Annotated in this window: 19 protein-coding genes and 1 tRNA gene; 10 read left to right on the forward strand and 10 right to left on the reverse strand. The window is 32.9% G+C overall.

Annotated features, from left to right (window positions below; genetic code table 11):
- Positions 1-38 precede the first annotated feature (38 nt).
- The gene (locus tag FA045_RS19070; protein WP_225871320.1) at positions 39-356 is read left to right on the forward strand and encodes an NAD(P)-dependent oxidoreductase; all 318 of its coding nucleotides are present in this window, start codon (positions 39-41) and stop codon (positions 354-356) included.
- Positions 357-544: 188 nt separating this feature from the next.
- Entirely contained in the window at positions 545-1,579 is a 1,035-nt protein-coding gene (locus FA045_RS10540; protein ID WP_136877040.1) for a quinone-dependent dihydroorotate dehydrogenase, read from the forward strand.
- 3 nt (positions 1,580-1,582) lie between these two features.
- Here FA045_RS10540 and FA045_RS10545 read toward each other — a convergent pair whose 3' ends face one another.
- The 7 genes from FA045_RS10545 to FA045_RS10575 all read right to left on the reverse strand — a co-directional run bounded on the left by FA045_RS10545 (position 1,583) and on the right by FA045_RS10575 (position 5,453).
- On the reverse strand, positions 1,583-1,942 hold the full coding sequence (locus FA045_RS10545) for an iron chaperone (RefSeq protein WP_136877041.1): 360 nt from the start codon (positions 1,940-1,942) through the stop codon (positions 1,583-1,585).
- A 91-nt stretch (positions 1,943-2,033) separates the two neighbouring features.
- A complete protein-coding gene (locus FA045_RS10550; protein ID WP_136877042.1) occupies positions 2,034-2,468 on the reverse strand; it encodes an SRPBCC family protein in 435 nt (144 codons plus the stop codon).
- Positions 2,465-2,800 carry an ArsR/SmtB family transcription factor gene (locus FA045_RS10555; protein WP_136877043.1) on the reverse strand — a complete coding sequence of 112 codons (336 nt, stop codon included), beginning with the start codon at positions 2,798-2,800 and terminating at the stop codon, positions 2,465-2,467. The genes FA045_RS10550 and FA045_RS10555 overlap by 4 nt, the downstream gene beginning before the upstream one ends.
- Positions 2,801-2,900: 100 nt before the next feature.
- Entirely contained in the window at positions 2,901-4,217 is a 1,317-nt protein-coding gene (locus tag FA045_RS10560; protein WP_136877044.1) for a serine hydrolase domain-containing protein, read from the reverse strand.
- Positions 4,218-4,350: 133 nt separating this feature from the next.
- Complete coding sequence (locus FA045_RS10565) at positions 4,351-4,527, reverse strand: spore protein (protein ID WP_136877045.1); 177 nt, start codon at positions 4,525-4,527, stop codon at positions 4,351-4,353.
- 37 nt (positions 4,528-4,564) lie between these two features.
- Positions 4,565-4,636: transfer RNA gene (locus FA045_RS10570), tRNA-Cys, on the reverse strand.
- Positions 4,637-4,706: 70 nt separating this feature from the next.
- Positions 4,707-5,453, reverse strand: a complete 747-nt coding sequence (locus tag FA045_RS10575) for a TrmH family RNA methyltransferase (protein ID WP_136877046.1) — start codon at positions 5,451-5,453, stop codon at positions 4,707-4,709.
- Here FA045_RS10575 and tamL point away from each other — a divergent pair.
- Positions 5,444-7,852: a translocation and assembly module lipoprotein TamL gene (gene tamL / locus FA045_RS10580; protein ID WP_136877047.1), complete on the forward strand. Its 2,409-nt coding sequence runs from the start codon at positions 5,444-5,446 to the stop codon at positions 7,850-7,852. The two genes, FA045_RS10575 and tamL, sit on opposite strands and share 10 nt — an antisense overlap.
- Before the next feature lie 314 nt (positions 7,853-8,166).
- Here tamL and FA045_RS10585 read toward each other — a convergent pair whose 3' ends face one another.
- Genes FA045_RS10585 through FA045_RS10595 form a run of 3 tightly spaced genes read right to left on the reverse strand, consistent with a single transcriptional unit; the run spans position 8,167 to position 11,528 of the window.
- A complete protein-coding gene (locus FA045_RS10585) occupies positions 8,167-8,694 on the reverse strand; it encodes a hypothetical protein (RefSeq protein WP_136877048.1) in 528 nt (175 codons plus the stop codon).
- A complete protein-coding gene (locus tag FA045_RS10590) occupies positions 8,694-11,009 on the reverse strand; it encodes a patatin-like phospholipase family protein (RefSeq protein WP_136877049.1) in 2,316 nt (771 codons plus the stop codon). The genes FA045_RS10585 and FA045_RS10590 overlap by 1 nt, the downstream gene beginning before the upstream one ends.
- A 30-nt stretch (positions 11,010-11,039) precedes the next feature.
- Entirely contained in the window at positions 11,040-11,528 is a 489-nt protein-coding gene (locus FA045_RS10595; RefSeq protein ID WP_136877050.1) for a TspO/MBR family protein, read from the reverse strand.
- Positions 11,529-11,714: 186 nt separating this feature from the next.
- Here FA045_RS10595 and FA045_RS10600 point away from each other — a divergent pair, with 186 nt between their 5' ends.
- From FA045_RS10600 to FA045_RS10630, 7 genes are all read left to right on the forward strand, one after another.
- On the forward strand, positions 11,715-12,935 hold the full coding sequence (locus FA045_RS10600; RefSeq protein WP_136877051.1) for a Pycsar system effector family protein: 1,221 nt from the start codon (positions 11,715-11,717) through the stop codon (positions 12,933-12,935).
- A 1-nt stretch (position 12,936) separates the two neighbouring features.
- On the forward strand, positions 12,937-14,994 hold the full coding sequence (gene ppk1, locus FA045_RS10605) for a polyphosphate kinase 1 (protein WP_136877052.1): 2,058 nt from the start codon (positions 12,937-12,939) through the stop codon (positions 14,992-14,994).
- Positions 14,984-15,880, forward strand: coding sequence for an SdiA-regulated domain-containing protein (locus FA045_RS10610; RefSeq protein WP_225871321.1), 897 nt, complete (start codon positions 14,984-14,986; stop codon positions 15,878-15,880). Before ppk1 ends, FA045_RS10610 begins: the two co-directional genes overlap by 11 nt.
- Positions 15,881-15,898: 18 nt before the next feature.
- Complete coding sequence (locus FA045_RS10615) at positions 15,899-19,501, forward strand: BamA/TamA family outer membrane protein (protein ID WP_136877053.1); 3,603 nt, start codon at positions 15,899-15,901, stop codon at positions 19,499-19,501.
- 11 nt (positions 19,502-19,512) lie between these two features.
- Complete coding sequence (locus FA045_RS10620) at positions 19,513-21,945, forward strand: GAF domain-containing protein (protein WP_136877054.1); 2,433 nt, start codon at positions 19,513-19,515, stop codon at positions 21,943-21,945.
- A gap of 243 nt (positions 21,946-22,188) precedes the next feature.
- Entirely contained in the window at positions 22,189-22,785 is a 597-nt protein-coding gene (locus tag FA045_RS10625; RefSeq protein WP_136877055.1) for a TetR/AcrR family transcriptional regulator, read from the forward strand.
- A 76-nt stretch (positions 22,786-22,861) separates the two neighbouring features.
- A complete protein-coding gene (locus tag FA045_RS10630) occupies positions 22,862-24,058 on the forward strand; it encodes an efflux RND transporter periplasmic adaptor subunit (RefSeq protein WP_136877056.1) in 1,197 nt (398 codons plus the stop codon).
- The last annotated feature ends 4 nt before the right edge of the window (positions 24,059-24,062 follow it).

Here is a 24,062-nt window from a genome sequence, read left to right on the forward strand (position 1 = left end):
GAGTAAAACGTTACATTTTTATAGGTGGGGCAGGAACTTTGCAAATAGAAGGTAAGCAATTAGTTGATGGGCCAGATTTTCCAAAAGAAATTTATCCTGGAGCAGCTGCAGTTAGAGATTATTTTAATACGCTTAAACAAGAAACAGCATTAGATTGGTTGTTTTTTAGTCCAGCAATAGAAATGCACCCAGGCATAACCATTGGTCGTACTGGTAAATATCGTTTAGGTAAAACTAGTCCGGTATTTAATGATGAAGGTCGTTCTATTTTATCTGTTGAAGATTTAGCGATTGTAATTGCAGATGAATTAGAAAATAACGTACACCACCAAGAGCAGTTTACGGCAGCGTATTAGGGATGGAAAATGGATGGTTTTTGTCATTCTGAGCGCAGCGAAGAATCTCTCTGATGTTTGTTCTATTAGAGATTCCTCGTGCCTCGGAATGACAAATTTTTTATAGCAATAGAACAATATTGATTCTAAATTTCCCCCTTTTCCATCATCCATTTTACATTTTCCATCTTCTTAAGTATCTTCGCCTTATGTATCGTCTCATCAAACCTATTTTCTTTAAGTTCGACCCAGAAAATGTACATCACTTTGTGGTGAAACGCTTAAAGTGGTTTAATGATTACTTCCCTTTGGGCAAAACCATTATTAGAGGGAGTTATGATGTTAATATTAAAGGGCTAGAGAGAGAAGTTTTTGGCATTAAGTTTAAAAACCCGGTAGGTTTAGCTGCAGGTTTCGATAAAAACGGTGAATATGTTGAAGCTTTGAGTAACCTTGGTTTTGGTTTTATCGAAGTTGGTACGGTTACACCTTTACCACAACCGGGTAATGATAAACCACGAATGTTTCGTTTACAGGAAGACAATGCCATTATTAACCGAATGGGTTTTAATAACAAAGGTGTTGATGTAATGGCAGAACGCTTGCGATTGCTGAAAGATAAAGACCCAAGTATTGTAGTTGGTGGCAATATTGGTAAAAACAAAAATACGCCAAACGAAGATGCTACTAGCGATTACATTAAATGTTTTGATCGTTTATTTGATGTTGTTGACTATTTTGTGGTTAATGTTAGCTCGCCAAATACACCTGGTTTACGTGCTTTGCAAGAAAAAGCACCATTAATGGAATTGCTAAATACTTTACAACAACGTAACCTAAAACATGATATTTCTCGTCCAATTCTGCTAAAAATAGCACCAGATTTAACTAATGAGCAATTAGATGATATTGTAGAAATTGTACAAGAAACTGGTATTGCGGGCGTAATTGCAACAAACACAACTATTGATAGAGATGGTTTGTACAGCGAGGAAACTTTAAAAACACAAATGGGCGGCTTAAGTGGAAAGCCACTTACAAAACGCTCTACAGAAGTTATTCGTTATTTAGCTCAAAAATCTAACAAATCTTTCCCGATTATTGGTGTAGGGGGGATTCATTCTCCGCAAGATGCGAAAGACAAAATAGACGCTGGCGCAAGTTTGGTACAGCTTTATACTGGTTTTATTTATGAAGGACCAGGTTTAATTAAAAGGATTTGTAAGGAGTTGGTAAAGAGATAAAATTTACTTTTTATTCCTCAAATTTTCCTCAACCCTAAATTTAGTAATTCTTGCTATCAGCTCGAAAGGCATGGGGTGGTTAATTGGAAATTGTACAGATCCTTTACCTTGTTTGTAAATTGATAATTCTTTTTCAAAAGCCTCGTGACCAGTAGGCGTGGCGTAAAAACCGATATGATTTTTATAGCCTGCAAAATAAACTAATGGTTTTCCATTTAACTTAAAAGCTGGCATAGCGTAACTGATACATTCTTCTCCTCCAGGTGCGGCAATTTTTATAGTCGCACGAATTTGTTTTAAAATTTCTTGAGTTGGTATTGGGAAACCTAAAATGTATTCATCAATACTTTTTGCAATACTCATAACCTGTAATGTAATGTTTTCAAATCTACAGATTATGAGTAAGTTTTAAAATACTAATAGCAACAAGTTTAAGGTCATTTAAGACTTATTTTTATGCTTCTGTTTCTAAATAATTTTTTAATGCCGTGTGAACGAAATAATTCCATCCCTCGTTAAAGCTTTCTTTCTGAAATTCTTCACCAATCTCTGCAAAAGTTTCGAGTCCAGTATGTGTTATTCTTAATAATGTTTCTTCGCCTTTATCTATCAATTCCCAACATACCAAAGAGTTGCCTGGGTAATTATCATATCGCCAGGTGTAAGCGATTTTTTTACCTTCAATAACTTCGTTTACTTCACACAAATGCAAATATTGCTTTCCATTTTCTGGCCCTCCCATAAAATCGAATTTAAAACCAACTTTGGGTTCAAATTCGGCTAATTGAAAAAACCAGTTTTTCATTTCGCTAATATCAGTAATTGCGCTCCAAACTTTGTCTGCTGGTGCCTTAAAGGTTCTCTCTACTATTACTTTTTCTGCTTTCATTTTTTATTGGTTTTAGGTTTTACTTCAGTTTTTTCTGATAAATAATTATCTAAAGTGTCTAATTTATTGGTCCAAAATGATCGGTATTGTTCTACCCATTTCGAAACTTCATTTAGCTTTTCAAACTTCAATTCGCAATATCTTTCTCTGCCTTCTTTTTTAACGGTAATCAAACCGCATGCTATCAAAATTTTGATTTGCTGAGAAATTGCAGGGCGACTAATTTCAAAATTATCTGCAATTGCGTTTAAGTGTAACGGTTTTTCAGCCAATAAGTTTATAATTTCTCTCCTTGTTGGATCTGCGATAGCTTGGAAAACGTCTCTTCTCATAAATGCGTAAGTGTTTGCTTACAAATATAAATGTAAGTATTTACTTACACAAATTTTTTTAATTTTTGAGCTACATCAATTAGGAATTAAATAGGAGGTATTATTCTTTAGTAAAAGTGTACTTTCCTCCGCCTTGCTTTAAAAGCATTTGCTTTATGGCGGGATTAAACTCTAAAACAATGCCTGCAGCAATAAATTCGAAGGTGTTTTTTGCAGTGGCTTTCAATTCTAAAGGTCCTTGTCCGGTTGCCTGGGCAATTAATATGTTTTCTTTTTTGGTAATTGCAATTTTCATTGGGAAGTTAGCAGCACCATAAGTTCCTAAATATTGATCTAAATCTTCTGCTTTTACTGCAATTTCTGTAAATGATGGAATATCAAAAGGTTTGTTGTAATAAGCACTAAGCAATGCAATTAGAATTTGATTATTATCATAATTATTTCCGTTAGATGTAATTGCTACAGACAATTGCTCGGTTGGAAAATAATATAACAATGATGTAAAGCCATCAATAGCACCGCCATGTCCAAAACCTATATGATCATAAAATGGAATTTTTGTTAAACCCATTCCGTAATTGTCTTTAATGGTTTTCATTAGCTCAACACTTGGTAGCGTAACCAATTTTCCGTTTAACAAAGCCGCAATAAATGTGTTTAAATCTGCAGGATTGGAAACAATTCCTCCAGCGCCCAAAGGGATAGACATATCTGTTTCTGGTTGTTTAAGCCAAATGCCAGTAAAGGCATACGAGTTAACTTCATTGTTTGCTAAGTTAATTTTAGCGCCGTAATAGGTGTTTTTAAGTTTAAGCTGATTAATTATCTTTTCAGTTAAAATCTCTGGGTAAGTTTTTTTATAGATTTTTTCTAAAATTATACTTAAAATAACATAGTTAGAATTACTGTATTCTGATTTGCTGTTAGGTTCAAAAATGCTTGGAGTGGCATTAATCATATTTACTAATTCAGTTCTACTTTTTGGTATAGTGTTTAACTTAAGATAGTTGGGGTCATTTGTAAGGTTAAATATTCCGCTTCGGTGGTTAAGTAAATTGCCGATAGTAATTTTATTCGCGTTTTTTACATTTGGGAAATAGGTATTGATGCTTTGATTGAGCGTTAGTTTCTTTTCTTCTATAGCTTTAAAAATAAGCGTTGCAGTAAAAGTTTTAGAAATTGAACCAATTCTGTATTTCGAATCAGTATTGGCATCTTTTCCTGTTTCAATATCGGCTTTGCCTATCGCTTTTGCATAAATTGTTTTACCATTTTTTGCAACTGCAACATTTCCCATATATTTATTGTAAGCTGCAAGAATATTAAAAAGACTATCTAAATTGGCAGAATTAAAATTTTGAGCGAAGGAGGAAGTAAATAGAAAAATTGTAAACGAGAAGGATAATAATTTTTTCATTTTAACTTTTAATTGGGATTTGAATGTAAATATAGCTTTTACATTTTAACCAATTACCCAAAGTTTAACGCATAAAAAAACATCTCAAAAATTAATTTGAGATGCTTTTAAAAGTTTTTAAGAAAAAATTAGCTTATAAAGCTGCCGACAATTGTGTTAAAATTGCGTTGTTTTTAGCCAATTGATCTGTTTTAGATTGTTTAGAACGGCTACCCAACTCAAGGTTAGTAGCTAATTTTAAAGTTTTAACCTCTAAACGTGAAACGTTCTTGTTGTATCTATCTTTTCTTTTTAATCTTGTAACTGCCATGATAATGAGCTTTATTTCTTTTTTAATAATAAATGTGAGGTCGAGAGCGGATTCGAACCGCTGTAGCAGCTTTTGCAGAGCTGTGCCTAAGCCTCTCGGCCACTCGACCTTTTAAATTCAAGGTTGCAAAAATAACAATTATAAGTTAGTATGCAAAGCAGAATGTTTATTATTTCAATTTATTTCTCATTTCTTTTAATTTCACTACAAAATATAGCCGCAGAAACCGCCACGTTTAGTGATTCGGCATTGCCAAAATTAGGTATGGTTACTGGCGTAGTAATTTCTTTAATCAATTCATCACTAATGCCATGACCTTCATTTCCTAATAAAATTAACCCTTCTTTTGGCCAAATAGTTTTATAAATATTCTCTCCGTTTAACAAGGCGCCAAAAATAGGGAGCTTGGTTTGGCGTAAAAAATCTTTAAGATTGGTGTAATAAATGTTTGTTCTGGCTAAAGACCCCATGGTAGATTGAACAGTTTTTGGGTTATAAGCTTCTACGGTATCTTCACTGCAAATGATATTTTTTATGTCAAACCAATCTGCTGTGCGAATAATGGTACCTAAATTACCGGGGTCTTGTATGTTATCTAATACCAAAGAAAATTTATTTTGCAAACTTTTAGGTACTATATTTTGTTGAGTTGGGATATGAATTAACGCTAAAATACCTTGCGGATTTTGTAATGTACTAATCTTCTCCAATTCAGCGTTGTTTACTTCAAATAACTTTATATTTGCAGTGTTTTTTGGCAAAGAGGAGAGATGAGCCGCAGTGTAATATATACTGTGTATTTGGTAGCTTGAGTTTATGAATTCTGTTATAGATTTTATACCTTCAGTAATAAATATTCCACTTTCTTTGCGAAACTTCTTTAGATGAAGAGATTTTATATAACTGATTTGAGATTTTGAAAGCATACAAGTATTACGATAGGCAACAGGTACAATTTCTTGCAATATTACTATTTATTATTGTTTTCTTAGCAGGATGTGCTTCAACAAAATACATAGAAGATTACCAAGCTATCGTAAAAAAGGTAGAAATTGATAGCATAGATAAAGCGTTTGAAGAACAGGCTTTTAATTATGTGCAAAAAGATATTCGTCCATCAGAAGGTTTAGGTATAAATGTTGCCATTTACAACGTTTTTAACACTAAAGATGGAAAATACAAAACTAGTAATATTAAACCTTTAGGTTCACCACCTCCAATATTAGATAGTACTTTGGTAGAAATTTCTCGAAACCAAATTGAGAAATATTTAAAAAGTAAAGGATTTTTCAAAGCAAAAGTTAAATCAGAAATTAACGTTGCCGATAAAAAAGCTAAACTTAGATTTATAGCTAACCCAGGGCCAGCATTTTTAGTTAATAAAATTACCTATCAAATACCAGATAGTACGGTTAAAGCATTGTACTTAAACAATAAAGCTTATTTTACTCATTTAAATGTGGGCATGCAATACGATGAAGATTCGTTAGTTTATGAGCGTGAGCAGATTTATCAAGTGATGCGTGAAAACGGTTATAAGGATTTCGAACGCCCTTATGTAAGATACGAGCCAGATTCGAACCAAAACAACAGCAAGGTTAGTGTTAAGTTGGTGATCGATAATCCGTTAGATAGTAGCTTAGTTCATAAAGTTTACACCATAGGCGAATCGAATATTGTGGTTGCCCCAAATTCAGATGGTTTTCCAGAAAACTTAAATTTAGATAGTCTTAAAAAAAGTTTCAGAACTTTTAGAGGGGTTACATTTATGGATATGTCTACTCGATTTAGGAGAAATCCGATAGTGAGGTATGATTTTTTAAGGGAAGGCGAAATTTACGACATAAGAAAGGAAAAACTAACCTACGATAGGTTATACGAGCTTAACGTTTTTAAAAATGTTAAAATAGATTATGTAAAAGCAGCTGATAGTAGTCAGAAAGTGCTGCCGATTATTACCCTTATTCCTCAAAAAAGAAGAAGCAATAGGATAGAAGGAGAAATTCCATTTAATGAAGGTACTGTTGGTATTAACTTAAGTAATACGTATACAGATAATAACTTTTTACGCGGAGCGGAAAGGTTTCAGTTTCAGGTAAAAGGCGGTATACAGGCTCGTAACGTGAATGGAAGAATTTTTTCTGATATTTTTCAACAAGATTTTTCGGTAAGTGCAGGGTTAACTATACCTCGATTGCTCGTTCCTTTTAATATCCCTATGATGGGGAAAAATGGAATGCCGAGTACTACTTTTTCATCTAGCTTTTTATATGCTTTGCAAAAAGACATTACTATTCGAAGGGTATTTATCAATTATGTGAGTTATGATTGGGTAGAAACAAAATCAAAATTACATTCATTTACTCCTTTAAATGTGGAGTATCGTTTTGGTAGTGTCTTAATTGATACCAATGATACAGCTAATGGTGAAATTTTACTAAACAACCTATATAATGTTATTTTATTAGCCAGAAAGGATTTTACTTTGGGGATGAAATACGCTTATACACTTAATGCGAACAAACTAAATGAAAATAGAAGTTTCGTTTATTTTAGAGGAAATATAGATCTTGCAGGTAATTTTTTACAATTATTAACCAATACGTTTGGTGGCAAATCTAATGCAGCAAGTGGAGATTTTGGTACAATTTTAGGTTTGCCTTATAACCAATACATTAGGCCTGAGATAGATTTAAGATATTATAAAAAATTAGGTACAGAATCTCAGTTTGTAGCAAGATTAAATACAGGAGTAGGTTATGCTTATGGGAACTCAATTGCAGTTCCTTTTGAAAAACTGTTTTATGCAGGTGGCTCAAGTGGTGTTAGAGCATGGCAAGCTAGAACTTTAGGGCCAGGAAATTACAACAGAGCTATTATTCCGACCCCAGAGGAAAGAAATGCAACATTTGGCATTGATCAGCTAGGGCAAATGCGTATTGAAACCAATTTTGAGTATCGTTTCACTTTAGTAAATAAACTTTTTGGCGGTAAGTTAAAAGGAGCAACTTTTGTAGATATGGGTAATGTTTGGAACATTTCTCCAAATAATCCTCGACCAGAAACTTATTTTGATTTTAAGAGATTAGGACAACAAATTGCTATTGGTACGGGTTTAGGCTTTAGATTTGATGTTCAGTTTTTTGTGTTTAGGTTCGATTTAGGACTTAAAGTAAAAGACCCTCAGTTTAATGGTTCAGAGCAGTGGGTTATCAGTAAATTTTTTAGTGGCACTAAAGCTTTTAAAGATAGTTATGAGGCAAGTCATAGTCCCGAAAGGTATCGTTTTATGCAGTATAATTTTGGTATTGGAATGCCATTTTAAGCCCCACCCCAGCCCTCCCCAGAAGGGAGGGAGTTATTCATTTATCCCCTGATGAATTAATCAAGTATCGTAAAACTTAATTCTCCAAATAATCAAAGGTAATCAATATATTTAGCGCTATTGCATTTGTTGTTTTGGAAAACTGACTTTGTAATATAAACCCGACAAAAGTGAAAATACCCCGATTTTTCATCGGGGATTGCAACGTATGGCGGGACTAATTTTGCCATGAAAAACTACCATTGTTTTACAAAAAGAAAAAGGCAGTCTGTGTAAAACTAATGAGCCAATGATGCTATTGAACTAATAAACTATTAAATCAAATTCTTCAAGTAATCAAAAGTGGTTTCGAAAAACGTTGAGATATTTAAGCCGTTACTATAGCTAAAAATCAATAAGATAACCAATAGTATAGCTGCAAAATAAATGAACTTTTTAAAGGCAAATACCAATACAATAATCAATAATGGCACAATAATTAAAAACATTCTACTAATTGTAAATGGATTTAAATCGCCTTCTTTTTTGTAAACATAAATCAGTTTGCTATGTGTGCCTTTGTCGTTTTGATGCTTAATGTACACAAAAGTTGATTTATCTACTTGCTGTGGTAAAATAGCAACTCCTTGCGAAAAGGTTAGTTCTTGAGAAAACCCACTTATGGTAAAAGTATAAGTGCCATTGATATGCTCTATCGGTGTTTCTAAACTATCAGCAGCAATAACAGCCAATTTGCTATTTTTTAATAAACTTTCTTTTACTAAAAAGTTATTAATCTCTGCAGTTTGAGCATTAGCACTAATCGTAAAAAGCAGCAAATATGCGATGATGATGTATTTCATTATTCTATTGAACGTTTATTGTAAATTAAATATCCTAAATGTAGTAAAACTCCGTTCCTTTTTAAAGGATCATCGTATAAATTATAACTAAAACTTATTGGGCCAACTGGGGTATGATAAACCAAGCCTGCAGTACCTGCATAGTGCCATTTGCTAAATGCTTTGGCGTAACCAACACCTTGTAAACCCTTTTGCTCAAATCCTTTATATGGTATAAAAGCATAACCTTCAACCCTCAAATCTAAATTATGTTTTAGGTTATAGATGTTTTTTACTCCGCCAGCTAAATAACTGCTTGCTCTAAAGTTCTCTAAAAATAGGGATTTACTATCATTTATGGGGTAAAATGCAGGAGCGGTTAATAACGTAGCGTAATAATTATTAAACAAAGGTTGGTTAGAAATAACAGCTTCTGCAGCATACCCTAGCGTGTATTTTTTGCTATGATAAAAATATCTTTCATCACTTATTTTAATATGTGCCCATTCTCTAAATTTTCTAAAAACAGTTAACTGATTGTTTGTTAGAGTTGTAGATCTAAAAATATTACCAGGAGTATAATTTTCTTTTCCAGTAGAGAAGTTTAAACTTAACAATGAGCTATGACCTCTATCAGCGTATTGTTTTCTGTTGAGTGAATTTTGCTCAAAATATAAACTTGTTCTTAATCCATTAAAAACAGTTCTATCTAAAACATCGCCAACTCTAAAAGTATTTGTGGGGCTATAACTATCATTGTTATTGATAAAAGCAGCACTTAAAGTTAGTCTGGCGTTTCTATTTAAAGGCATTCCTAATTTTATATCTATTTTTCTATCACCCTGTTCAATATAAACTGGTTTTGGGTTTTCTATAAAAATTTGACTAGTATTATAATAATTCCAGTGGTTATAGGTAAGTTCGGCGGCTAAAAATAGAGGTAAACCAGAGGGATAATCTATTCTTCCACTTAATTGGGCTGATTCATAAAATCTACCAGAATAAAAATTTGCGCCAAATGTGTATGCTTTTCTGTTAAGGTAATTGTACTGTAAACCTAAATAAACATTACTAATTGGCCTCGATGAAATGTTGCCTCCAAAATCTATTTTAAAGCTTTTTTTAGGTTGTGCTACAATCTCAAAATTATAACTGTCTGTTTGAGCTTGGTAAGAGATTTTTGGATACACAGTTTCAAAAGTTTCATCTGCTACTAATTTATAATAGCCTGTTTTAATGTCTTTTAGGTTAAAAGTAGCTTGATCACTTTTAAATAACCTTTCAATGTATTTTTTTTGTTGAGAATTTACGCCAGATACCGTTACATTACTAAATACCAAGTCAGGTTTTCTGTCATTAAAACTAGCTCTTTTTGTTGCCAATTCTTTAGGAGTAACTCTTCTTTTAACTGTTTTTTTAATGTTGTCCATGTCGGCAATAGTTGCATCGTATCCTTTTTTAATAAGTTCGGCAACTGGGGCAAAATTGGTTACATTATAGTCAATTAAATCTGGTTGTATGTAAACTCCATTTTCGCCAACCAAAGTAGAGTCTGATTTTGAAAGAAACATGTAAACTAAAAATCTGTTCATTAGTTTATCATCGTTTTTTGGATATTCATTAAAAGTTTTTGATGAAACATTAGCGCCAATAATAAAATCAGGTTTAAATTCATTTTTCATCACATCTGCCGGAAAATTGTTGTACAAACCACCATCAAAAACATATTTATTTTCTAATTTAATTGGTCGGTAAACTAATGGAACCGTCATTGTACCTCTAACGGCTTCTGCTAAGCTGCCGTTTTTCATGATTATGCTTTTTTGAGAAAGTACATCAGAAACCATACAACGGTAGGGTACAAAAAGGTTTTCGAAGTTGTCTTTAGAAATGGCTGATGCCTGAGAAAATAGTTCTAAAAGCGCAAAATTTAATGGGATATCGTTAACCAAGTTTTGTCTAAAATTTAATCTTAAACTTGTATCGATAGATAGTTTTGCAGTTAATATAGCTGCATTTGCTGTATTCTTTTGAAAATAATAGCTGTAATCGCTTTTATATTTACCTCCAACCCAATCCTGAAAATCACTACTTAGCGCAATTTTTTCAATTTGTGAAGGTGAATATCCGGCCGCGTACATGGCGCCAACAATGCCGCCCATGCTTGTGCCTGTAATGTAATCTATCGGAATATTATTTTCTTCTAAAGCTTTTAGCGTACCAATGTGAGCTAATCCTTTAGCGCCACCACCACTTAAAACCAAACCCACTTTTTGTGCATTAACATTAAATACACAAGCAAAAAGGATGAATATAAGTAGTTTTATAGGTTGCATCACCCTATAAAAATATCGTTTTTCTTTTAATTAGTTTAACATATAAATAGAATATGTTAAAACAGAAGCAAAGCTAACCCACAATATGTAAGGGATATAGAGTAAGCCAGCACCTTTATTAATCTTATAAAAAAGAATGCTATTCACAATTATAGCTACCAACAAGATAATAATTTCTATCAACGCTAAACCAATTTGTTGCTGATAAAAAAATATAAACGACCACATTAAGTTTAATACCAATTGTATAAAATAAATGCCTGCAGCCAATTTATAATTTTTAGCTGTTTTTCTTTTTTTCCATACTAAATAAGAAGCAACACCCATTATGGCATAAAGTGTAGACCAAACCGGACCAAACAAATAATTAGGCGGATTGAAGCTGGGTTTATTTAAAGTTGTATACCAAGTTTTAACCGCTTCCATTGTGAAAAATCCGCCAAGTGCACCTATTGAAAGTGGAATAATTAAGCAAATTATAAATGGAACAAATTGGAATTTCTGATTAGAATTAAACATTATTTTTGAGGTTATTTAGCAATTAAAACAAAGATAACTTAATGATGTTTTAAAATCAATTTGCGTAAGCTAAAACAATTTTCAAATTACGTCGTTTTTGATGTGCCCATCATTAAAATTGCTTATCTTTCGTCATCAATAAAATCACGATAAAACAAGCTCTAAAGTGGTTAACGCATAGCTAAAATGAATTATAAACAATTATTAGAAGAAGTAAAAAGTCATGTGTTGGCATATTTTGCCTCACACCACAATACAAATTTGGTTTACCATAATTTAGAGCACACGCAAGATGTGGTAAACGCTACCATGCAAATTGCTAACCATTATCAAATTAACGATAAGGATTTTTTTATTGTGGTAGCAGGTGCTTGGTTTCATGATACAGGATATTTTGAAGACCCCAACAACCACGAGCAAAAAAGTGCAGATTTAGCGATAGATTTTCTAAAATCAATTGATGTTAAAGCTGATCTGAGAGACCAAATTATGCAAGTAATTCTCTCTACAAGAATGCCTCAATTGCCTACTAATCAATTAGAAAATATTTTGTGTGATGCTGATTTATTTCATCTCGGTACAGAAGATTTTAGAAAAAAGGGAAAATTGATGCACAAAGAAGTTGAGTTATTGTATGATATCAATATCAACAAAAAAGAGTGGAGAAGAAAAGATATCGAATTTTTAGAAAACCATCAATACCATACCGATTATTGCAATCTTTTATTAAATGATCAAAAATTAAAAAACTTAGAAAAATTAAAGAGTAAAACCAGCGATAAAGATATTGAGCCTATTGAAGAGGCTGTTATGGTTGAAAAAAAACAAGATAATACTGAACCCAAATTATTGAACAAAAAAGATAAACAAAGGCCAGACAAAGGTATTGAAACCATGTTTAGGATTACATCAACTAATAATCAGCGTTTAAGTGATATGGCCGATAATAAGGCCCAGCTTTTAATTACTGTAAACTCAATTATTTTATCGCTAATTGTGAGTTTGGTTTTAAGAAGATTAGAAGATAATGCCTTTTTAATTATACCCACTTTTATTCTTTTAATGGTAAGTTTATCGTGTATCATTTTCTCTATTTTGGCAACACGGCCATCAATTCCAGAAGGTGTTTTTACGCAAAACGATATCGAGAGAAAAAAGGTTAACCTTTTATTTTTTGGTAACTTTTACAAAATGGCGCTAAGCGATTACAGCAAGGGAATGATTAGAGTGATGAATGATCAGGAGTTTTTATATGGCACCTTAATAACCGATGTTTATTCTCAAGGTGTAGTTTTAGGTAGAAAATATAAACTCATCAGAATTGCGTACAACATTTTTATGTTTGGTTTAATTGCAGCGGTTTTGGCCTACGTAACCTCGTACATTGCTTACGGTAAGTTGTCATAAAATGATAGAAACCGTTGCAGAAAATACTTTTTTTGATAGAGATTTAAGTTGGCTATCTTTTAATGGTAGGGTATTAAGCGAGGCCAGCAATGCTGATGTTCCGTTATTAGAAAAAATTAAATTTCTGTCCATCTATTCGTCCAATCTCGATGAATTTTATCGCGTTCGGATGCCGGTTTTATTGGCGTTAGCCAAACTAAGCAGAAAGAAGAAAAATCACATCCAAATTGAAGAAGATTTATTAGATAACGCTAATCGAATAATTCACGATCAGCAAAGTGAATATGGCAGAATTTTAGCAGAAATTATTAAGCCACAATTGCTTAAAAATCACATCAACTTTGTTTATGGTATAAAAATACCTGATTCATTAATTGTAGAAACTAGTATTTATTTTGTAAATCAGGTGATGGCTTTTTTGCAGCCAGTAAATTTATCTGTTTCAAAATCATCCTTTTTTCCTAAAAACAACGAGCTTTATTTAGCGGTTAATTTGGTTAAAGATGCTGAAGCGCAAACCGTTATATTAAACATTCCTACCAATAACTTACCTCGGTTTTATCAGCTTACACAGGGTGATGAAAGTTATGTTTTGTTTTTGGATGATATCATTAAAAATAATTTAGCCCTAATTTTTAAGGATGCTGATATACAAGGTTGTTATAGTTTTAAAATTACGCGTACAGCCGAAATTGATTTAAAAGATGAATATGCTGGAGATTTGGCCAAGCAGATTGAAAAGCAATTAAGCAAAAGAGATTTTGGCCTAGCCACCAGGTTTTTACATCAGCCAGATATACCGGCAGAAACCCTTTTGTTATTACAGCAAAAATTAAATCTTCAAAATGCAAATTTAGTAGCCGGTGGTCATTATCACAATTTAAAAGATTTAGCTTCTTTTCCAGTTGATATAGCTGAGTTATCGAATGATAAATGGACTAAAATAAATTATCCAGCTTTTGAGAAAGGCAAATCATTGTATCATCAAATTATTAAAAATGATATCTTGATAAATCCTCCATATCAATCTTATGATAGTGTTTTAAGGTTTTTTAATGAAGCTGCGGTTGATGAGGATGTACAAGAAATTTATATTACGCTTTACCGTGTAGCTAGTGATTCGAGAATTGTAAATGCACTCATCAGCGCTGCTAAAAATGGCAAAAAGGTTTTTGTGTTAGTAGAGTTAAAAGCCCGTTTTGATGAAGCCAACAATATAAAATGGGCAAATAAAATGAAAGAAGCTGGTGTTGATATTATTTACAGCGTAACGGCTTTAAAGGTACATGCCAAAATAGCGCTCGTTAAACGTAAAGTTGGTTTAAGAACTATATATACTGGCTTGTTCTCTACAGGTAATTTTAACGAAACCACAGCTAATTTTTATACGGATCATGTACTCATGACAGCTCACCAAGAAATGTTAAGAGAGATGGAGCTTTTGTTTATGTTCTTAGCAAAGAGAGTAAAACCAAGTGATCCAAATTTAATTAAATTTCAATACCTATTGGTTGCACAGTTTAATTTACAACAACGTTTTATCGAATTAATTGACAGAGAAATGGAACATGCAAAAAGTGGTAAATCAGCTTCCATTATCATTAAATTAAATAATCTCGAAGAAAAAGTATTAATAGCTAAGCTTTACGAAGCATCTAAAGCTGGTGTTAAAGTAGAATTAATTATTAGAGGTATTAGTAGGTTAATAGCAGGAGTTAAAGATATGAGCGAAAACATTTCAGTAAGGAGAATTGTTGACCGTTACTTAGAACATGGAAGGGTTTTTGTTTTTAACAATGCTGGTAATGAAGAAATTTTTATGGGTTCGGCAGACTGGATGAATAGAAATATTTATAGAAGAATAGAAGTATGTTTTCCAGTATTAGACCAAAACATTAAACATCAAATAAAAGAAATGTTAAATATTCAATTAGCCGACACCTCAAAGGCTGTTTTAATAAACGAGCAAATGGAAAATGTTGCGGTAACAAAAAGTAAGCCTTTGCAGTCTCAATATGAAATTTACAAATTTTTAAAAGAAGAGAAATATGAAAATTAAGTTAATGAAAATTGATAAGCGTAAAATAGTTTGTTTTGGCTTAGTAGCTATAACTATTAGTATTTTAAATATTTCTTGTGTTGAGAAAAAAGATAAGGGCGAAATTAACCCTCCAGGATATGATTTAGCTAAACCAACTAGATATAATATGCCCGATATTTTGCAAGAAGTATCAGGAATTGCTTTTAATAAAGGTAAAAATGATTTTATTTATGCCCAACAAGATGAAGATGGTAAATTATTTAAATTGCCATTAGGCTCAACTGATGAAACTGTAACAAAATTTAGTAAAAAGGGCGATTATGAAGACGTGGCAATTGTAAATGATTGGGCAATTTTACTTAAAAGTAACGGGTCTTTATATTCATTTCCCCTTGCCGAAACTAAAAATACTGAAACTACAAATGTACAAGTATTTGAAAAATTAGTGCCTAAAGGCGAATATGAAGGTATGTTTGCCGACGAAGAAAATAATAAACTATATTTATTGTGTAAAGCTTGCAAAGTAGATGAAGACACCAAAAATGCCTCAGGTTATATTTTCGATTTTCAGCAAGATGGTTCTTTTAAGCCTGCAGGAAATTTCGTTGTTGATGCAAGTACGTTAGATCAACTTACTGGTAAAAAGAAAGGTGCTTTTAATCCATCTGCTTTAGCTATTCATCCAGTTACAAAAGAGTGGTTTATTGTTTCATCTGTTAACAAATCACTAATTATTACCGATGCCAAATTTAAGATTAAAGGTGCCTATCATTTAAGCTCTAATGAATTTAATCAGCCAGAAGGTATTGCATTTGATACTGCTGGCAATTTATATATTTCTAATGAAGGTAGCGAGACTACCAGTGGTAATGTTTTAAGGTTCGATTACCAAAAGACCAAATAAATTTTAATCAATATCCCTATGTTTAAAAAGCTATTTTTTGCTTTTGTTTTAATGTTTACTACCTATTCTGGCTTTGCTCAAGATAAGGATATCAAAGCTCGTGTTATTTTAATCGGCGATGCCGGAGAAATGAATGATGGCCAATTTTCGGCTTTAAAAAATGCAGCAAAACATGTAATAAAAGGTAAAACAACTACTGTTTATCTTGGCGATAACATTTATCCGGTAGGAATGGCCATACCTGGTTATGGCGATTTTGAAGAAACCAGTAAAATTTTACAATCGCAATTTAAGCCCATGCGTGATGCTGGTTCGGCTGTATATTTTGTGCCTGGTAACCACGATTGGGATAAATCTGGTCCGAATGGTTTAGCTAAAATTAAAGCGCAAGGCGATTATTTAGCTTCATTTAACGATCCACTATTAAAATTAATTCCCTCAAATGGTTGTCCAGATCCCGTTGCAATCAAACTTTCAGATAAGTTAACACTAATTGCTTATGATAGTGAGTGGTGGTTATTTCCATATAATAAGGCAAATCCAGAGGCAGATTGCGATTGCCAAACCAAGGATGAGGTAATTTCGAGAATGGAAGATTTGATGGAGCAAAACAAAGACAAAATCATCATCTTAGCTTCTCATCACCCATTTCAAAGTTATGGCTCACATGGTGGATATTTTACCTGGAGAAACCACTTATTCCCATTAGCATCCTTAAACAAAAACTTATATATTCCTTTACCTGTTTTAGGTTCAGTTTATCCGCTGTTGCGTTCTACTTTGTTAAGTCCCGAAGATTTAAATCATCCGGCCTATAAAGATATGATGGCACAGATTAACAAGGTTTTTGGCGATAAACCTAATGTAATTTATGCAGCTGGGCACGAGCATGGTTTACAGCTAATTAAAACCAAGCAATTGCAAATTGTTAGTGGTTCTGGAGCTAAAATGAACCCGAATAAAAAAGGAAAAGGTTCGCTTTTTAATGATATGAGACAGGGTTATGTGATTGCAGATCAGTTAATTAATAATGACATGAAATATGATTATTATGTTTTTGCCGATACTGGGATAACCAAAGTTTACTCTTACACACAAAAATATAGAGAATTAGCGCCAATTGTTAAAAATGAGATGAAGCCGATTTTGGCAGACAGCATCACCATTAAAATTCATCCATCTTATGATAGTGTGGGTAAATTTCATCGCTACTTATTCGGAGAAAATTACCGTAAAGATTATGCAATGGATACCAAAGTTCCTGTGCTCAGGTTATCAAAAATTAAGGGTGGCTTAAAACCTACTCAACTTGGTGGTGGTAATCAATCTAAATCATTAAGGTTAGAAGATAAAGATGGCAAAGAATGGGTTTTACGTAGTGTAGAGAAGTATCCAGAGGTTTTACTGCCGCAAGGTTTGAGAGAAACTTTTGCTAAAGATATTTTAAAAGATAACATGTCTGCACAGCATCCATTTGGGGCTTTAGTTGTACCAACACTCGCAAAAGCTGTTGATGTTCCGCATACCACGCCAATTATTGGTTGGGTATCTCCCGATGTTAATTTAGGTGATTATGGAGGTATTTTCGCCAATACGCTGTGTTTACTAGAAGAAAGAGAACCAATCGGCGAATCTGATAACACCACCAAAATGCTTAAAAAGTTAGATGAAGATAACGATAATACCTACGATGCAGGTATGTATTTGCGTGCAAGAGCGTTAGATGTAATGGTGGGCGATTGGGACAGACATGAAGACCAATGGCGATGGATGCCTGAAAAAACTGAAAAAGGTAAAAAATATTTAGCGGTTCCACGAGACCGTGATCAAGTGTTTTTTAGCTCGGATGGTAAAATTCAACGCTTTACACAAAGTTCATCGCTGTTACCTATGATGCAAGGTTACGAAAGAGAAATTAAAAATATCGATTGGTATTTATGGGAGGGTAGGGCAATGAATAGTCGATTATTGTCTCAATATACCGAAAAAGAATGGGATGCAGATGTAAAAGCTTTTTGTGATAAAATGACTGATGAAGTTTTTGAAAAAGCTTTAAAAAGTCTTCCTGAACCAAATTACACATTAAGACATGACCAATTTTTAGCTCGTTTAAAAGAACGTAGAGCATCTTTACCTAAATTAATGAATGATTTCTATCACTTTTTTAATAGAGTTGTAGATATACAAACCAGCGATAAAAATGAGCGAGTATTAATTACAGATTCCGCTGGACAGTATTTAAAAGTGCAAATCAATAAAATTTCTAAAGAAGGTAATATTAAGGAAGAAATGTTCAGTAGAAACTTCGATCCAAATGTTACTAAAGAAATTCGTTTATACACCAAGGATGGTGATGATAGTGTCTTTATTGATAATAAAACATCAAATATTAAGCTCAGAATTATTGCTGGAAGTGGTAAAAAGAACTATGATTTGCCAAATGTTAGTCGTTCAATACAACTTTATGGTAGAAAAAATGGGAATTCTACATTTCAAGGTGATGGTGAAGATATGTTGCGTAAGAAAATGTCTGTAGATACATCAAATGTTTCTTTTTACAACAAAGATATGTATGGTAGGTCATCTTTAAATTTAAACTTTGGTTTAAACCGAGATGATGGACTTTTGGCAGGTTTAAATTATAAAATCGTAAATCCAGGTTTTAGAAAATCGCCTTATGGCAATTCGCAATATTTTTCTTTTCTACACTCGTTTTCTTCCTCGGCATTTAGGTTTAACTATAAAGGCGATTGGCTAAAATTGATTGGCAAAGCCGATTTAATTTTAAAAGCAGATGCTTTTGCACCAGATAACACGCAAAACTTTTTTGGTGTAGGTAACGAAACACCCAATAATCAACCAATTCGATATTATAGAGCCAGATTTAATATTTACCAAATAGAATCATCTTTAAGATGGCGCAGACCAAAATCTACTTTTAGTGTAGGCACACAGTTTCAGCTATATAATTTTGATAATGATGACAATACTGGCAGAATAACCACAAATTTACCAGCATTAAACTCTTTTGATAGTTTAACCATCACCAGAGGTAAACTTTTCGGCGGTGTAGTGGTAAATTTCATCAATAATACCAGAGATAACGATTTGTTACCAACTTTAGGTAGTTATGTTGATTTTAAATGGACGGCAACCGCAGGCTTAAGTAAATTTGCAAATTCATTCGGACAGTTTACCGGAAGTATTTCATTGTACAAAAATTTAGATGGAAGAGCTAATTTTGTATTAGCCGACCGTTTTGGTGGTGGAATTACGGTTGGCAAACCAGCTTTTTACCAAAATCAGTTTCTTGGCGGACAAGGAAATTTGTTAGGCTATCGTCAATTTCGCTTTGCAGGGCAACATAGTTTCTATAATAATGTAGAACTTAGAGCAAAATTAGGAGACTTTGTGAGCTATGTGCTTCCTGGTCAGGTGGGTTTAATGGGTTTTTATGATGTTGGTAGAGTGTGGAATGACAACGAGAAATCTGATAAATGGCACCATGGAGTAGGAGGTGGTATGTATTTTGCACCTGCCTCTTTAACTATATTTAGGTTTGTAATGGGTCATTCTGTAGAAGGTTGGTATCCTTATGTATCTATGAGTTTTAGATATTGATATTGTAAAAAATGAATACAAGTGTTGTAAAGATTAACGAGGGCGAATGTTTCAATTGTAAGGTAGCATATACACTTTCTTTTAGGCCTCTAATTGCCTATTTAAAAAGTAGACTTAAAACTGAGCAAACCTTAAAAGCAGAATTTTATCGTTTTTTGTTAGAAAAGATTGAACGTGAAGATGCGCTTAAAAATGACATCAATGTTGATGATTTAGCAAAATATAAAGATACTTTAGAACTCATTTTTACAATTCTTACGCCTTTAATGGCCAATGAAAACGATTTGTTTTGGGCAATGAGTACACCCGTACCCGAAAGCATATTTTTTAGTACAGATGGGTTTCACGAATTTTTTAGCTTACACAAAGAAGAAAAAAATAAAAATAGCCATTTAGAAGAATCAAAAGAAACAAAGCAGATACAGTTTATTTATAAAATGATTTTGCGTAGGTTTTATAATTATACTTCTATTTCTAATAACGAAATTTTATACGCTTACACTGATCCAGAAACCCATTTAACTTCTTATTATAACATCAGTCCAGATACGCAGTTTGTTGATATACAATTTGATGGAGAATTACCTGATTTAAACTTTGAGTTGGTTGCTACACAAATGCAAGAAGGGAAAGAAATTGAACTTTTACAAGAACTTTTACCTCTAAATAAATTTAAATTTGATGGTTTTTGCGTAATTACCCTTACGGATGTTACTTTACAGCACGCATTAGATGGCATAAGAGATGCACTAGTAAACCATACTTACGAAGCCGAAGCTTACCAGCATGTAATGCAAGCGCTAAAAACTTTGGCAGGTAATGGTCACATTGAGTTCGGTCTGCTTCCATTTTTAATGGTAAATGGCAAATTTGTTTTTGATAACGATCATCATTCTCAGAGCATACTTATAGATTCTGCTAAAAAATATAACATCGAAGAAGAAACGTTTTTTAATTTGGTAAACGAATATATCGAACACCCTCGTCCGGTATTTTTTAATAATCTAACTGATGATAAAATTGAAAAGTTTCCATTTTTAGATATTTTAAGAAAAAATGGCGTTAAATCTTATTCATTTTTACCAATTTTTTATAACAACCAGTTAGCTGGGATAATGGAAATTTATTCTGAAGAAAATTTAGTGGTTGATGAAAAATTACTATCCAGATTTCATTCGGCTTTGCCATTATTAGGGCAACTTTTACAATACCGAATTGAGGATTTTAACTCAAAAATGGATAACGTTTTAAAAGATAAGTTTACAGCTTTACAACCATCGGTACAATGGAAATTTAACCAAGTAGTATGGGATTATTTAAAGAAAAGTAGGAGTAAAAAAACCCACGAAATTGAAACCGTTACTTTTAAAGGCCTTTATCCTTTATTTGGTGCAATAGATATCAAAAGTTCTACCGTAGAACGTAATTACGCTTTGCAAGAAGATCTTAAAGTTTTACTTGCGCTACTTTGCCAAACACTAGAAGATTTAAGAACCATTATACGTCTCGATTTATTAGATAAAATTTTATATAACTGTAAGGATTGGGTAAAACGAGTTGATGATTTTATCAACTCTAGTGAGGAAGCTCAATTAAATGAATTTTTAGAGCTCGAAGTTTATCCGATGTTAAGACATATAGAAAAAGGTAATTCTTTAACTACGGATGTAATTTCTACTTACTTTAACAATATTAACTCAGAAAACGGCATAGCTCACGAAAATAGAAGAACGTTAGAAACTTCTATGCAATTTATAAACACTGCTGTTAGCGATTATTTAGAAGATGCACAGCAGACTTTACAAGAGACATATCCTTGTTATTTTGCAAAGTTTAGAACCGATGGAGTAGAATACGATATTTACATTGGTCAAGACATCGCACCAGATGTGCCTTTTGATTTGTTGTATTTAAAAAATATTCGCCTTTGGCAGTTAACGGCAATGGTAGAAGTTGCTCGTTTAACCAATAGTTTGGTAGGTCAAATGCCACGCCCTTTACTTACAACACAGTTGATTTTTATTCACTCAAACCCTATAGATATTAGCTTTAGAAACGATGAACGTAGATTTGATGTAGAAGGAGCTTACAACATTAGATACGAAGTAGTCAAAAAACGAATTGATAAAGTTTTAGTTAGCGGAACAGACCAGCGTTTAACACAGCCTGGCAAAATTGCATTAGTTTATTTTAATAATTACGAAGCCAATGAATATCGAGAATATATTGAATATTTACAGGAACAAGGGTTTTTGCTAAACGATTTAGAAACTTTAGAGTTAGAAGAATTACAAGGTGTTAGCGGTTTAAAAGCATTACGTGTTGGTGTAAATTATATGTCGTGTGATTTTTTTGATGAACAATGGACCAAATTGAAAAAGTCGATTAAAATAGAGCCATCCAAAAAATTAAATAAGGATGATCAACTAAAGTTAAAAAACTAAATTCACCTAAAACTTTAAACCTGTTTTAATACCAAACAGATACATATATTCTTTGTACTACAGACCATTGTTTCTGAAGCCGCACCAACTGCGTTGAAAAATTAGTTGAAATAAATCTACTCAAAACCTCATTTAAACACCAATAAAAACCTTTCTATTTTATCTGACAAATAAATGATATGCATATCAAAAACTGTTTCTACATTTGTTTAACAGTGTTAGATTATTATACAGCACTTAACTATGGGAAGTAAAGAAAGAATACAGCGTTTAAAAGAAGATACTCGGAAGGGTATATTAGATGCTGCTTTACAAATTGTAAAACAAGAAGGATGGGCTGCCTTAAGTATGCGCAAAATTGCGGATATGATAGAGTATACCGCACCAATTATTTACGAATATTTCCCGAATAAAGAAGGTATTTTGTTAGAACTAACCAGGCAAGGTTACATCCACTTGGGTGTAAAAGTTAAAGCTGCAAGAGATAGTAAAAACAATGCAGAAGATCAATTGGAAGCCATGTGGTTAGCTTATTGGGATTTTGCTTTTGAAGAAACAGAGTTTTATCAACTAATGTATGGTGTACAAGTAAATTGTTGCGAGTTGTACAAAAAAATGCCAGAAGCAGAGTATACCACAGATCTGTTTTATGATGTAATTGAGCAAATTCTTATTCCTCCAGTTACCGAAGACACTTCTTGCTTAAAATATTATACTTTTTGGTCGTTAATACATGGTTTAATTTCACTGAACTTGGTGCAAAAAGGTGCCAATGATCAAATCAATCAAGAAATTTTAAGAAGTGCTATTAAGGCCATTATCAAAACCATTAACGACTAAAACTTTTTTTTGCCCAATTATCTAACACTGTTAAATTAATTATCTACGTAAAATACAAACTAAAATCTTTTAAATCATGAATTATATGCCAAACTTTACTTCACAATCTAACAATGTTAGATTATTTAACGCTTTAATAATATCATTATCAGCTGCAGCTCTTTTGTTTTTAGCTAGTTGCAGTTCTACACCTGCACAAGTTGCGGCAACCCCAGCACTTTCTTTGCCTGTGGCAACGGTTAATGAAAGTTCTCAAGAAACATTTATTGATTATCCAGCTGCTATACAAGGTGCATCAGATTTAGAAATCCGCTCTCAAATTGCGGGTACAATAGACAGAGTTTTAGTTAACGAAGGCCAATTGGTAAGCAAAGGTCAATTGTTGTTTCAAATTTCTGAGCTTCCTTTTAGGGCACAATTAAACAATGCAAAAGCGGCTTTAAGTGCAGCAAAGGCGGCAGTTTTAAATGCACAGCTAGAAATAGATAAACTTAATCCATTGGTACAAGCAAAAGTGGTTTCTGCTTATCAATTACAAACTGCAAAAACAACACATCAAATCGCTTTAGCAAATGTTGAGCAGGCTAGTGCTGCGGTTAGTAGCGCTCAAATTAATCTAAATTACACGCAAATTAAAGCGCCATTAAGTGGCTATATTGGCCGTTTACCAAAAAAACAAGGCAGTTTGGTTAGTCCAACAGATGTTGAAGCATTAACACAACTTTCTGATGTACATGAAGTTCGTGTATATTTCTCATTGGCAGAAACTGATTTTATCAATTTTAATGCAAAATACCAAGGTAATTCTGTAGCCGATAGAATTAAACATTTGCCATTAGTTTCATTGATCTTGGCAGATGATACCATTTATCCAATATCAGGAAAAATTGATATGATTGATGGTCAGTTTGATAAAAATACAGGTGCAATTACTTTAAGAGCAAGTTTTGCCAATACAAAAGGTTTATTAAGATCGGGCAATACAGGTAAAATAAGACTAGGCTTAGCGCATGAACATGCGCTTTTAGTGCCTCAATCTGCCACCGTAGAAATGCAAGATAAAACTTTTGTATTTGCTGTGGGTAAAGACAATAAAGTAACCAAAACTGCCATTGCAATTGATGGAAAAGCAGGCAATGATTACCTAATAAAAGACGGTTTAAAACCTGGCGACCAAATTGTTTTAAGTGGTTTAGACCGATTACAAGATGGTCAGCTTATTCAACCCGATAAAAAAATTGAAAAAGTAGCTCAATTAATTTCTAAAAAATAACAAT

The organism is Pedobacter cryotolerans, assembly GCF_005116475.1.
GTDB lineage: Bacteria > Bacteroidota > Bacteroidia > Sphingobacteriales > Sphingobacteriaceae > Pedobacter > Pedobacter cryotolerans.

Bases quoted from the DNA above. Each gene is read 5' to 3' on its own strand.
- FA045_RS10540 (WP_136877040.1), top strand. From the start codon at position 545: ATGTATCGTCTCATCAAACCTATTTTCTTTAAGTTCGACCCAGAAAAT.
- FA045_RS10545 (WP_136877041.1), bottom strand. From the start codon at position 1,942: ATGAGTATTGCAAAAAGTATTGATGAATACATTTTAGGTTTCCCAATA.
- FA045_RS10550 (WP_136877042.1), bottom strand. From the start codon at position 2,468: ATGAAAGCAGAAAAAGTAATAGTAGAGAGAACCTTTAAGGCACCAGCA.
- FA045_RS10555 (WP_136877043.1), bottom strand. From the start codon at position 2,800: ATGAGAAGAGACGTTTTCCAAGCTATCGCAGATCCAACAAGGAGAGAA.
- FA045_RS10560 (WP_136877044.1), bottom strand. From the start codon at position 4,217: ATGAAAAAATTATTATCCTTCTCGTTTACAATTTTTCTATTTACTTCC.
- FA045_RS10565 (WP_136877045.1), bottom strand. From the start codon at position 4,527: ATGGCAGTTACAAGATTAAAAAGAAAAGATAGATACAACAAGAACGTT.
- FA045_RS10575 (WP_136877046.1), bottom strand. From the start codon at position 5,453: ATGCTTTCAAAATCTCAAATCAGTTATATAAAATCTCTTCATCTAAAG.
- FA045_RS10585 (WP_136877048.1), bottom strand. From the start codon at position 8,694: ATGAAATACATCATCATCGCATATTTGCTGCTTTTTACGATTAGTGCT.
- FA045_RS10590 (WP_136877049.1), bottom strand. From the start codon at position 11,009: ATGCAACCTATAAAACTACTTATATTCATCCTTTTTGCTTGTGTATTT.
- FA045_RS10595 (WP_136877050.1), bottom strand. From the start codon at position 11,528: ATGTTTAATTCTAATCAGAAATTCCAATTTGTTCCATTTATAATTTGC.
- FA045_RS10600 (WP_136877051.1), top strand. From the start codon at position 11,715: ATGAATTATAAACAATTATTAGAAGAAGTAAAAAGTCATGTGTTGGCA.
- ppk1 (WP_136877052.1), top strand. From the start codon at position 12,937: ATGATAGAAACCGTTGCAGAAAATACTTTTTTTGATAGAGATTTAAGT.
- FA045_RS10610 (WP_225871321.1), top strand. From the start codon at position 14,984: ATGAAAATTAAGTTAATGAAAATTGATAAGCGTAAAATAGTTTGTTTT.
- FA045_RS10615 (WP_136877053.1), top strand. From the start codon at position 15,899: ATGTTTAAAAAGCTATTTTTTGCTTTTGTTTTAATGTTTACTACCTAT.
- FA045_RS10620 (WP_136877054.1), top strand. From the start codon at position 19,513: ATGAATACAAGTGTTGTAAAGATTAACGAGGGCGAATGTTTCAATTGT.
- FA045_RS10625 (WP_136877055.1), top strand. From the start codon at position 22,189: ATGGGAAGTAAAGAAAGAATACAGCGTTTAAAAGAAGATACTCGGAAG.
- FA045_RS10630 (WP_136877056.1), top strand. From the start codon at position 22,862: ATGAATTATATGCCAAACTTTACTTCACAATCTAACAATGTTAGATTA.